The following is a 12,154-nucleotide window of genomic DNA, read 5'->3' as shown; positions in this document are numbered from 1 at the left end:
CTCATGGCAGCGCCGGCGGCGGATCCGTCGACGCCGGGCGGTGTCCCACCCGGACGATCCAGTCGTCGAGGGCGTCGGCGACAGCCGCGTCGAGGCTGCGCCGCAGCCCGACGTTCGCGGCGCGTTCGGTCCGGACCTCGATGATGGCCGGACCCGGCAGGCGGAGCAGCCCGGGTAGGTCGGCGGCCCCGGACGCCAGGGCGTACCGCCAGCCGGTGGCGATGGCCAGGTGTTCGATGGCGACGGTGTGCGGGGTGCCGAAGAGTTCCTCGAAGGCGTCAGCGTTGCGGGTGCTGTCGACCAGCGAGAAGATGCCGCCGCCGCGGTTGTTGACCACGATGATGGTCAGGTCGGGATGCTCCCGGCGGGAGACGCCGACGAGCCCGGTGAGGTCGTGCAGGAGGGTCAGGTCGCCCAGGAGCGCGAAGGCCCGGCCACCACCGGCCGCCCGATGGGCCAGCGCCGCGCCGACCGCCGTGGAGACCGTCCCGTCGATGCCGGCGAGCCCTCGGTTGGCGACCAGGCGGGGGCCTCGCCGGGCCCGCATGGTGGCCTCGACGTCGCGGATCGGCATGCTGGAACCGAGCACGCAGACCGCGTCGTCGGGAAGGGCCGCCAGCAGGTCACGGGCCAGCCTCGGCTCGGTCAGCGGCGAGGCGTCGAGTGCCCGGTCGAGCGCCGCGCCGGCGACCCGGTCGGCAGCCGTCCAGAGCCCGAGCCACGCCGGATCGGGGCGACGCCGGACCGGGCGCGGGACGCAACGGAGGCGTCTGCTGGCGCTCCGGCTCGGATCCGCCCAGGGCAGATGGGCGTCCACGACGGTCAGCGGAACCCCTGAGCGCAGCAGCGCGAGGAGCTGACGGGACAGGCCGGGCCGGCCGACGCAGACGATCTCCTCGGGCTGGAGCAGGGACCGGGTCGCCGGATGCGCCATCAGGTGGGTGTAGCAGGAGATCGCGCTGGAGCCGTACCGGGCGTTGCTCTGCGGCTCTGCCAGCAACGGCCATCCCATGCCCTCGGCGAGGGCCACCGCCGCCGCGCTGTCCGCTGGCCCGTCGCCGACCACCACCACGCCGCGCGCCGCGCCGGGAAACGCCACCTCAGGCGTGTCCGGTCCCACCGGCGACGACGCCCCGGCCGGTCTGTCCCCGGTGTGGACCCAGGGCAGCCGGCCGGGCCGGCCGGGAAACACCTGCGGCCAGTTCTCCGGCGGGTCGAAGGTCAGGGGCTCCCGGAGCGCGAGGTTGAGATGGACGGGTCCGGATGCGGCGGCCGCGACGGCCTGGCAGGCCAGCGACCGCCAGTAGGCGTTCGAGTCCGCCCGGATCTCCGGCGTGCCGACCTCGGCGAAGAGGCGGACGGCGGAGCCGTAGATCTTGATCTGGTCGGTGGTCTGGCTCGCCCCGGTGTCGCGCAGCTCCGGTGGCCGGTCGGCGGTGAGCACGATGAGCGGCAGACGCGCGTGGTGGGCTTCCAGGACTGCGGGGTGCAGGTTCGCCACCGCCGTCCCCGAGGTGCAGAGCGTGACCACCGGACGGGCGGTGACCCGGGCGATGCCCAGCGCCATGAACCCCGCCGCGCGCTCGTCGACGTGGACGTGCAGACGCGGCGGCTGATCGGGTCCCCGCGACAGGGCGCGGAACGCCTGGGCCAGCGGCGCCGAGCGGGATCCCGGGGCCAGAACCAGGTCGCGTACGCCGCAGCGGTCGAGCTCGTCGGCCAGGACGAGGGCGAGCGCGGTGGCGGGATTCACGCCGTCGTCCCGGTGTGGCCGGTGCGGATGGGCACGCCCAGGGCGGCGAGCATGGTGCGCATCTTCAGGCTCGACTCCGCGTACTCCTCGTCCGGGTCGGAGCCGCTGACGATGCCGCAGCCGGCGTAGACGGCGGCCCGGTGGCCGGACACCGCCGCCGAGCGGATCGCCACGGCCAGTTCGCCCTCGCTGCGGGAGTCCATCCAGCCGACCGGGCCGGCGTACCAGCCCCGGTCGAAGGGCTCGTGGCGGGCCAACCAGTCCAGGGCGAGGTGGCCGGGGTGACCGCCGACCGCCGGGGTCGGGTGCAGCAGCCGGGCCAGTTCCAGCAGGCCGCCCTGCGGTGGCTGGCGGACGACGGCCCGGATGTCGGTCTGTCGGTGTTGGACGTGGGGGAGCTTCAACACCGGGTTTCCGCCGCCGGTCTGCACGTCGGTGCAGACGTCGCGCAGCTTTCGTTCCACGTGCGCGGTGACGACGGCGTGCTCCCGGTGGATCTTCGGATCCGTCCGCAGCCAGTCGGCGTACCGTTCGTCGTCGACCGGGTCGGCGTGCCGGGGAGCCGATCCGGCGAGACCGTGCGTGCGGACCTCACCGGCCCGGAGCCGGACCAGGCACTCGGGGGTGGCCCCGAGGAACCACCGCTGGGCCAGCCGGACGCCGAAGACCGCGCCGGTGTCCTGGCTCGCCAGGAGATGACGCAGCGCGTGCCCGGCGACCTGCGGCCCATGGGTACGCAGGAGCAACTGCCGGCTCAGCACGACCTTGGTGAGCGGGCCGGCCTCGATGGCCTTCCGGGCGTCCAGCACGAGCGCGCGCCACTCCCGCGCGGAGGGCAGCTCCTGCACCAGCTCCGCCAAGGGATCCGGGCCGGCCGCGGGCTGCGGCCGGCCGGCGAGCACCCGCGCCGACGTGCGGGCCCGCTCGGCGACCGCGACCGGGTCGTCGGACTCGGCGACCTGGGCGTTGAGGGTCAGCAGCGGGCTCTGCGGCGAGGTCCAGGTGAGCTGTGCCTCCGGAACCCACATCAGGCCGTCCGGGAAAGCGCCGAGCGGATGCCCGGCGTCGGCCTGGAAGGCGAAGCCCCCCACCAGCAGCGGGCGTGCGGGGTGCTCGGGGCTGTGCGGCGACGGGGCGTTGCTCATGGAGGTCGTCAGGTGTCGCCGCCAGCTCCGGCCGACCTGGGTGAACCGGTCGACGCCGTGCCCGTGCAGGTCCAGTGCGGTTCCCACGCCCAGGATGGTCAGGCCGCTCCACCGCGACGACCAGACGAACGCCCGACGCCGGTCGTCGGCGACCGCGGCGAGCAGCGCCGGAACGTCGATGGCGCACCGCGCCGGATCCTCGTGCCAGCTCACCATGACCGGCCGGCGTCGCCGCCGGGCCTCCTCGTGGGCGCGCAGGCAGAGGTCCTCGAAGCTGCCGGCGGAGCCGGGAGCGGCCGTCACGCGACCACCACGGCGGCGTGTCGATCGGCAGGCGGTGCCGGCGGGGAGGCCCCCGCAGGAATGGTGGTGGGTTTCACCGTTCCATCGTCACGGTCCGTGACCGGCCAGACGCAACGGCTGTTGGTGCCCACTCCGGGTGCATGGCTCCGCCCTGCCGCAACGGATGCCGAGGTCACGTCCACGGCGGCGGTCGCGCCACCCGGCGCAGCGTCGCTCCGAGCGGACGCGGTTCGGCGAAGTCGTCAGCGGACCGCCACCGGAACGATCGATTCCCAGCGTTATTTGGCTGCAATTCGTGGTGCCGACTGGATTCCCGACGGTGTTGCGGTCGGCCGCTTCGGAATCGCTAACGTCGCTGACGACAGCTCGGCTGACGGCATGCTCAGGATTCGTCGTCGTCGGTGGCGGGAGGCGGGCGCTCCGGGCAGGAGGCCGACGCCGGACGGCAGCCCGTCACGTCGACCATCGCCGTGCCCGGACCCGCAACGGCCCGCCGCCGGCAGGTCCGCGCCGACATGCCGCCGGATCGCGGCATCCGACAACGGGAGGAAGCTGCTCGGTGGGGACGACGACGTCTGGACGGCTGAGCGTTGACGTGGCCGCGCACACCTTCCTCAACTCCCTGCTCCGGGGCATGCCGGACTGCGCCAGATTCGTGTCCGCCCCGGCCGGGGGAGTGGGGGAGGTGGTCATAGCGATCGACGGCGACCAGGAGATCCGGGTTCCGGTGAGCTACTTCTCCCCGACCCAGCATCACCGGTTCAGCTTCCCGGCATGGCGGGTCACCGAGTGGGGCCGCGAGCCGGTCGACTTCGCCGCCATGGTCGACCTGATCGTGGCCACCGTGCTGCGGCGGCAGGGAGCGCCGGAGGCGACGGGTGAGACGTTCCGGCACCGTGTCCTACAGAGTCACGCGCACACCCATCAGGCGATCGAGGCACGGCACCACGACTGGGCGACCCTGCGGGAGGCGCAATTCTCGTTCGCTCGGGCGGAGCAGGCCCTTCTCGTCGGCCACGCCTTCCACCCCGCGCCCCGGTCGCACGAGCCGTTCACTCCCGGCGAGGCGCGCCGCTACCTGCCCGACTTCGCCGCCCACTTCCCGCTCCGGTGGTTCCTGGTGGACCGCGAGCTGGTCGCCGGTGAGAGCCTGGGCATCCGGCTACCGCAGCGCCTGCGCCGCTTTGTCGCGGAGAACGCCCCACAGTTGGCGCAGGCGGCCGGTGACGAGCGGTGGCTCTTTCCGCTTCACCCCTGGCAGGCCGACCACCTGCTGCGGCAGGCGTGGTGCCGACGCCTGCGCGACGACGGCCGGATCGTCGATCTCGGTGAGGCTGGCGCGTCGTGGCTGCCGACCACGTCCTGCCGTTCGCTCTACTGCGCCACCAGCCCCGAGATGATCAAGTTCTCGCTCAGCGTGCGGCTGACCAACTCCCTGCGCACCATGTCGACGAAGGAGGTCGAGCGGGGGATCCGGTTGGCGCGGCTCGCGCGCACGTCGCGGTGGCAGGAGTTCCAGGCCCGGTTCCCGACCTTCCGGGTGATGCAGGAGGACTGCTGGGCAGGGCTGCGCGACCAGGACGGCATCCTGCGCGAGGAGAGCCTCTTCGCCCTCCGCGCCAACCTGCTCCACGGCCGTGCCGGAACCCAGACCAACGTGCTCGCCACCCTCACCCAGAACGCGCCCGACGGCGGAGACAGCCTGCTGGCGGCGGTGGTGAAACGCCTGGCCACCCGTCTGCTGCTCGACCCGCGTCAGGCGGCGCACGTGTGGTTGCGGGACTACTGCGAGCTGGTGCTGACGCCGTTGTTCGTGGCGGAGGCCGACCACGGCCTGGTGTTGCTGGCCCACCAGCAGAACCTCCTGGTGGAGATGGAGAACGACCTGCCGGTCGGGGCGATCTACCGCGACTGCCAGGGAAGCGCCTTCACCGCGCAGGCCGCAGACTGGCTGCGCGAGATCGGCGACACCGAGGTCGAGAACACCCTCACCCCGGAACAGGTGCGGCGCTATCTCCCCTACTACCTGCTGGTCAACTCGACCTTCGCCGTCACCGCGGCGTTGGCCAGCGCCGGGCTGGCAAGCGAGCGGGAGCTCCTGCGGCGCGTGCGCCGCTTCCTGGAGACGCTGCGCGACACCGTGACCCGCCGGGCCTGCCTCGACCACGTGCTCGACAGCCCTCACTGGGAGGTCAAGTCGAACTTCCTCTGCTACCTGCTCGACCGCGACGAGAACACCATCGCCGATCCGGCGGTCATCTACCGGGACGTCGCCAACCCCCTGCTCGGGGTGGAGGAGCCGTGACGCCGCCGGCGAAGATCGTGCTCGCCCCGGGTGGGCTGTGCTGCGAGGAACTGGCCAGACCCCTGCCGCTGGCCTGGGGAGTCGACGGAAGCGCACTGCTGCACGGGCTCGGCCCGCTGCCGTCGGGTTGGCTGGTGGCCGGCCTGGACCAGATGTTCGTCGCGGATCCGGCGCTGACCGCCGTCACCCTGCCCTACCGGCAGTGGCGGGACGAGCCGCAGGCGATGGCGCTGTTCGAGCGGATCGGGAGCGACGTCGTGCCCCGAGCCGAGTTCTGGCAACTGCCGATCTGGCTGCCGGGCGCGCGTCCACCGCCGGCCGAGGGCCTCGTGTTCCACGCCGAGCACGAGCTGTGCCTGCCACGGCGCGCGGCCCGCCCGGACGGCACGGTCTACCGTCGTTACGACCCACGGGTACGGCACACCCTCGCCTTCCGGCTCGCCGACCCGGAGCGGGACGGCGAGCGGTTCACGCGGTGGATGAACGACCCGCGCGTGGCGTACTTCTGGGAACAGGCCGGCCCACGGGCGGTCCAGGAGTCCTACCTGCGGCGTCAGTTGGACGACGGCCATCTCTATCCGCTGGTCGGCTCCTTCGACGACGAGCCCTTCGGCTACTTCGAGGTCTACTGGGCCCCGGAGGACCGCATCGGCCGGCACTACCGCTGGTGGCCCCACGATCGTGGCCTGCACGTGCTCGTCGGCGAGGCGCGCTGGCGGGGCGCGCACCTCGTCCGAAGCTGGCTGCGCGGACTGAGCCACTACCTGTGGTTGGACGAGCCCCGCACCGGGCGGCTGGTGATGGAACCGCGCGCCGACAACCAGCGGCTGTTCCGCCACCTGCCGGCGGCCGGTTTCCGGACCGTGAAGGAGTTCGACTTCCCCCACAGGCGGTCGCGGCTGGTCATGAGCGAGCGGTCCGCCTTCTTCGCGGGGGAGGGGCTGTGAGGGCGGACCGGGAGGAGTGGGCGAACGTCAACCGTGCCCTCGTGGCGAAGATGCTCGCGGAGTTGGAGTACGAGCAGGTCCTCGTCGCTGAGCCGGCCGACGGCGGCGGGTTCCGCATCGCCGTGTCGGGTCACGAGTGGCGTTTCGCGGCCGAGCGTGGCATCTGGGGCTGGCTCTGGATAGCACCCGAGACCCTGCGCGACGGAGACCAGCCGGTCCTCGCCGCGGCGCTGCTGCGCCAGCTCCAACCGGTGCTGGGCATGAGCGACGCGACGACCGCGGAGCACCTCCAGGACCTCTACGCGACGCTGCGGGCCGATCTGACGCTGCGCGCGGCACGCCGTGGGATGACCGCCGAGGACCTGGTCGCCCTCGACCCGGACCGGTTGCAGGGCCTGCTCAGCGGCCACCCGAAGTTCGTGTTCAACAAGGGACGCCGAGGTTGGGGGCTGACCGCGCTTGAGCGCTACGCCCCGGAACACGGCGGCACCTTCCGGTTGCACTGGCTGGCGGTGCGCCGCTCGCGGATGGTGTGGCACTGCGACGAGGCAGTCGACCCCGACACCCTGCTGCGCAGCGCGCTCGACGAGGCCGAGCACCACCGGTTCCGCCGCCGGTGGCAGGCGGCGGGGCTGGACGACGACTTCCTGCCGCTGCCGGTCCATCCCTGGCAGTGGCAGCAGCGGATCGCGCTCGACTTCGTGTCGGAGCTCGCCACCGGCGAGATCGTCTCGCTCGGTGAGTTCGGCGACCGCTGGCTCGCCCAACAGTCCCTGCGCACGCTCACCAACGCCAGCCGCCGGAGCGGCCTGGACGTCAAGCTGCCGCTCACCATCTACAACACGTCCTGCTATCGGGGCATCCCGGGCAGGTACATCGCGGCCGGACCGCCGGCTTCCCGCTGGCTTCGCGACGTCTTCGCCCAGGACCCTACCCTGCGGGACAGTGGGGCGGTCGTGCTCGGCGAGCCCGCCGCGGGCTACGTCGAGCACACCGGGTACGCCGCCCTGCCGGAGGCTCCGTACCGATACCACGAGATGCTCGGAGTCATCTGGCGCGAAAGCCCACGCCGGCACCTGGCCCCGGACGAGGACGCGATCCTCATGGCCACCCTGATGGAGTGCGACGACCAGCACAACCCGCTGATCGGCGCCTATATCGCCCGCTCGGGCATGTCTGCCGAGGACTGGCTGGTCCAGCTCTTCCGGGTGGTGGTCGTGCCCCTCTACCATCTGCTCTGCCGGTACGGGGTGACGCTCATCGCCCACGGGCAGAACATCTCCCTCGCGATGCGCGACGGCGTGCCACAGCGCGCCCTCCTCAAGGACTTCCAGGGTGACCTGCGCCTGACGACCGACGACTTTCCTGAGCTGGACAGCCTGCCGGCCAGCGTCCGTGCCGTCACGGCCCGGCTCAGCGCCGACTACCTCATCCACGACCTGCAGACCGGCAACTTCGTGACGGTGCTGCGCTTCGTCTCGCCACTCATGGCGCGCCTCGGCGTCAGCGAACGCCGCTTCTACCGCCTGCTCGCCGACGTTCTCCGGGCCTACATGCGGGACCACCCCACGCTCGCCGACCGCTTCGCCCTCTTCGACCTGTTCAAGCCGACGATCATCCGGGTGGTGCTCAACCCGGTCAAGCTCACCTGGCCGGACCAGGACCGGGGCGAGCGCATGCTGCCGGCCTACCTGTGGAACCTGCCGAACCCGCTCTGGCTAGTGGAGGAGGAGTGAGTTGACCAGCACGGTGGACTTCATCGGGGTCGGCGTCGGGCCGTTCAACCTCAGCATCGCGGCACTCAGCCAGCAGGCAGCCGGGTTCACCAGCCTGTTCCTCGACAGCAGGCCCCGTTTCGCCTGGCACCCCGGCATGCTGGTGCCGGACTGCGCCATGCAGACCATGTTCCTCAAGGATCTGGTGACCGCGGTGGCGCCGTGCAGCCCCTACAGCTTCGTCAACTACCTCGTGCAACGACGGAAGTTCTACCGCTTCCTGACCACGGGGATGCGCGTCGTCTCCCGCCACGAGTTCTCCGACTACCTGAGCTGGGCCGCCGAAGGGATGGAGAACCTGCGTTTCGGCCAGACGGTGCAGGAGATCACCTTCGACGACGACCGCCGGCTCTTCGCGGTGCGGACGCAGGACGACCTCTACCACTCGCGCCACGTCTGCCTGGGCGTCGGCAAGGAGCCGTTCCTTCCCTCCTGCGTGCCCGATCAGGACGATCGCTGCTTCCACGCGAGCGAGATGAACGCCCGGAATCCGGACCTGGGCGCTCGACGGGTCACCATCGTCGGCGGTGGCCAGAGCGGCGCGGACCTGTTCCTGAACGTTCTCCGGGGGGAGTGGGGCGACCCCACGCACATCCACTGGGTGTCCCGGCGCAACAACTTCAACGCCCTCGACGAGACGCCGTTCGCCAACGAGTACTTCACGCCGGAATACGTGCAGAGCTTCGGGAGCCTGAGTGGGCCGGCACGCCAGCAGATGCTCACCGAACAGAAGATGACATCGGACGGGATCACGACCGACACCCTCTCCACCATCTACCGCACCCTGTACCACCGTTTCGAGGTGCAGGGCCGCCCGCTCGACGTCGGCCTGCTGCCCAGTCGCTCCGTCACCAGCGTGACCCGGCACGGCGAGGGGATCCGGCTCCACCTGGACCATCAGCTCGACCAGGGCCACGACCTGATCGACACCGACGTCGTCATCCTCGCGACCGGCTACCGCTGGGCCGTGCCCGCCTTCCTCTCGCCCCTGCTGCCCCGCCTGTCGGCAGGCCACGGCAGGAACCTCCACGTCCGCGACGACTTCACCCTGGGCTGGGACGGACCGCCGGACAACCTCCTCTTCGCCGTCAACGCCAGCATCGACACACACGGCATCGCCGAGCCGCAGCTCAGCCTGATGGCCTGGCGTTCCGCCCGGATCCTCAACCGGGCACTCGGTCGCGACCTGTTCGACCTGAGCACCACGCCGTCGTTCATCCGCTGGCGCAGCGCGCGTCAGGACTCCCTCTCCTGAAGACGGGCGTGGCGGCCCGCGTCCCGCGCCGAGAGCCCGGCGGGGCGTCCTGCTGGCCGCTCGCGGTAAGCGCCGGACTGCTGGGCCTCGGGCAGAACGGGCTGCTGGTGGCCCTTCCGGTGTTGATCAACGAGACCCGCCTCTCCCTCTCGGTCTGGGCCGGCCTGCTGACCCTCGGCTCGACGCTCTTCCTGCCCGCGTCGCCCCGGTGGGGTCGGGTGATCTCCCGACGCGGCGGGAAGCCGGTCGTGCACGTCGCCCTGGGCGGATTCACCGCGAGCTTCGCCCTGCTCGGGCTCACCTGCCTCCTGCTGGCGGCAGCGGCGATCGACGTCCCCGCCGGGCTGGCCCTGCTGGTGCTCGCCCGCATCGGCTACGGCCTGACCGTCTCCGGCATGGTGCCCGCCTGCCAGACCTGGGCGCTGCAACGCGCCGGCGAGGAGCGACGGATGGCGGCCCTGGCCGCCATCAGCTCCGGGCTCAGCGGTGGCCGCCTGTTCGGGCCGTTGGCGGCCGCCGGGATGCTGGCCTGGCACCCGCTGGCCCCGCTGGGGCTGCTGGTGATCGCCCCGCTGGCGGCCTGGCTGCTCATCCTGCCACTGGCCGGGGACCCTCCCCGGCCACGCGGCGACCGGCCGGCAACCAGACCCACGCTCGCCTGCCTGCCCTACCTGGCCTGCGCACTGCTGCTGGCGGCGGGGCTCAGCCTGATGCAGTTGGGGCTGGCACCGACGGTGCGCCCGCTGCTCGGCGGGGACGACGCGCAGGTCGGCCGGCACGTCGCCGGCCTGCTGAGCCTTGCGGCGCTGGCCTCGCTCACCGCCCAGTTCGCCATCCTGCGGCCGCAGCGGCTGACGCCACGTCCACTGCTGACCCTCGCCGGCCTGCTGCTGGTGACGGGGCTGACGCTGATGGTGAGCCGGCACGTCCCCCTGGTCTATCTGGGCTGCGGGGTGCTCTCGTTCGGCGCCGCACTGGCCACTCCGGCCTACCAACTCCTGGTCAACGACCGGATGGACGACGGCGCCGGGGCGGGATGGGTCGCCGCGAGCCACACCCTGGGATACGCGCTGAGCGCCCTGCTGGTGCCGACGGTCGCCACGGTGAGCGGCGACTCGGCCCTGATGCCCGTCGCCCTGGCAACGGCGGTGGCCTTCCTCGTGGTGTCGGTCTGGATACGGTTCGAGCGCGCCCGGCCGGTGGGCGACTCCGGAGGTGGCGCTCGCCCCATTCGCGGGTGACGGCCGAAGACGACGAAGCCGGGATCCGACGACACACGAACTGTCGCATGCGCTCCGGGTCCCTGCGGGTCCTGCGCCATCGCCCCAGGGGGCGGCCGGGCCGGCCAGCTTTCCGGCCGTGCCCGCTGGCGGGTCCAGCGGTGACACCTGCTGGGCCGGGGGCTCGGCCGCCCCGATCACACCGCCGTGCTCAGGGGTGAGGAGTAGCTGAGCTGTCGCGAGTCGGCCGGCCAGGCGTGCGGCGTCGCAGGGAGTTGCCGAACGTGGGCGGGGGCCGCGGCGGCACCGGACGCTGGCGCGGGCCGGTGTAGGCGCTCAGCGGCCGGACGAGCACATTGGCACTGGCCTGCTCGACGATGTGCGCGGTCCAGCCGGTGATCCGGCTCATCACGAAGATCGGAGTGAAGGCGGCGGCGTCGAAGCCCATCAGGTGGTAGGCCAGCGCGGACGGATAGTCGAGATTGGGGTGGATCCCCGTGCGGTCGAGCATCGCGGTCCGGAGCCGGGTGTAGACCTCGGCAAGTTGGCGGGCCGGGCCGTCGGCGTGGGCGGCGACCAGCGTCCCCAGGGCATCCTCCATGATCGGCACGCGAGAGTCGCCGTTGCGGTAGACGCGATGCCCGAACCCCATGATCCTCCGCTTGTCCGCGAGAGCCCTGTCCAGCCACGCCGGCACCCGGGCCGGGTCGGCGATCTCCAGGAGCATGTCCATGACCGCCTCGTTCGCTCCGCCGTGCAGGGACCCCTTGAGCGCCCCGATCGCGCCGGTCACCGCGCTGTAGAGGTCCGACAGGGTCGAGGTGATGACCCGGGCGGTGAAGGTGGAGGTGTTGAAGCTGTGCTCGGCGTACAGGGTCATCGTGGTGTCGAAGGCGCGGACCACGTCGGCCGAGGGCACGTCACCGAAGGACATCCGGAAAAAGTTCTCGGCGTAGCCGAGGGACGGGTCAGGCCAGATGGCGTCCCGTCCGCGGCGACGGCGCAGGTCGAGGGCGACGATCGTGGGCAGCTTGGCGAACAGCGACAGCGCCTTGGCGCGGTTGGCCGCTGGGTCGGGCCGGTCCCCGGTCGGGTCCTGGGCACCGAGGTAGGACACCGCGGTCCGGAGCACGTCCATGGGGTGACAGGTCGCGGAGAGGGTGCGCAGCAGTTCCTGCCCGTCACGGTCCAGCGGTCGCCGGACGGCCTCGGCGGCGCGGAAGTCGGCCAGTTGGCCGGCGTCGGGCAGATCGCCGTGCCACAGCAGGTAGGCGACCTCCTCCCAGGACCGCAGGGCCGCCAGGTCCCGCACCGGGTAGCCGCGATAGGTCAGCGGGTCGGTCGCGCTGGGCAGTGCCGAGATTGCGGTGGTGTCGACGACGACGTCGACCAGGCCACGATGCACGTCGGTGCTCACGGGAGTCGCCCTTTCTCAGGCGGAGTTCGGGGTG

At 72.0% G+C, this 12,154-nt stretch carries 8 protein-coding genes; 5 read left to right on the top strand and 3 right to left on the bottom strand.

Annotation, left to right across the window (positions count from 1 at the left end):
* Position 1 precedes the first annotated feature (1 nt).
* Both menD and Q2K16_RS08880 read right to left on the bottom strand, forming a co-directional pair.
* Positions 2-1,753, bottom strand: a complete 1,752-nt coding sequence (menD, locus tag Q2K16_RS08885; RefSeq protein WP_302744671.1) for a 2-succinyl-5-enolpyruvyl-6-hydroxy-3-cyclohexene-1-carboxylic-acid synthase — start codon at positions 1,751-1,753, stop codon at positions 2-4.
* The gene (locus Q2K16_RS08880) at positions 1,750-3,201 is read right to left on the bottom strand and encodes an isochorismate synthase (RefSeq protein ID WP_302744669.1); all 1,452 of its coding nucleotides are present in this window, start codon (positions 3,199-3,201) and stop codon (positions 1,750-1,752) included. The genes menD and Q2K16_RS08880 overlap by 4 nt, the downstream gene beginning before the upstream one ends.
* A 559-nt stretch (positions 3,202-3,760) precedes the next feature.
* Between Q2K16_RS08880 and Q2K16_RS08875 the strand changes: the two genes are divergently transcribed.
* The 5 genes from Q2K16_RS08875 to Q2K16_RS08855 are packed head-to-tail and all read left to right on the top strand — an operon-like array spanning position 3,761 to position 10,724.
* Complete coding sequence (locus Q2K16_RS08875; protein WP_302744667.1) at positions 3,761-5,506, top strand: IucA/IucC family protein; 1,746 nt, start codon at positions 3,761-3,763, stop codon at positions 5,504-5,506.
* Positions 5,503-6,453: a GNAT family N-acetyltransferase gene (locus tag Q2K16_RS08870; protein ID WP_302744665.1), complete on the top strand. Its 951-nt coding sequence runs from the start codon at positions 5,503-5,505 to the stop codon at positions 6,451-6,453. Before Q2K16_RS08875 ends, Q2K16_RS08870 begins: the two co-directional genes overlap by 4 nt.
* Positions 6,450-8,189, top strand: coding sequence for an aerobactin synthase IucC (gene iucC, locus Q2K16_RS08865; RefSeq protein ID WP_302744663.1), 1,740 nt, complete (start codon positions 6,450-6,452; stop codon positions 8,187-8,189). The genes Q2K16_RS08870 and iucC overlap by 4 nt, the downstream gene beginning before the upstream one ends.
* A 1-nt stretch (position 8,190) precedes the next feature.
* Positions 8,191-9,483, top strand: a complete 1,293-nt coding sequence (locus tag Q2K16_RS08860) for a lysine N(6)-hydroxylase/L-ornithine N(5)-oxygenase family protein (protein WP_302744662.1) — start codon at positions 8,191-8,193, stop codon at positions 9,481-9,483.
* An 8-nt stretch (positions 9,484-9,491) separates the two neighbouring features.
* The gene (locus Q2K16_RS08855) at positions 9,492-10,724 is read left to right on the top strand and encodes an MFS transporter (protein WP_302744661.1); all 1,233 of its coding nucleotides are present in this window, start codon (positions 9,492-9,494) and stop codon (positions 10,722-10,724) included.
* Positions 10,725-10,914: 190 nt separating this feature from the next.
* On the opposite strand, the gene Q2K16_RS08850 is transcribed toward Q2K16_RS08855, so the two are convergent.
* A complete protein-coding gene (locus tag Q2K16_RS08850; protein ID WP_302744659.1) occupies positions 10,915-12,120 on the bottom strand; it encodes a bifunctional 2-methylcitrate synthase/citrate synthase in 1,206 nt (401 codons plus the stop codon).
* Between the last annotated feature and the right edge of the window lie 34 nt (positions 12,121-12,154).

The organism is Micromonospora cynarisoli (genome assembly GCF_030518815.1).
GTDB lineage: Bacteria > Actinomycetota > Actinomycetes > Mycobacteriales > Micromonosporaceae > Micromonospora > Micromonospora wenchangensis.
This window is presented reverse-complemented; position numbering and strand designations above follow the sequence as displayed.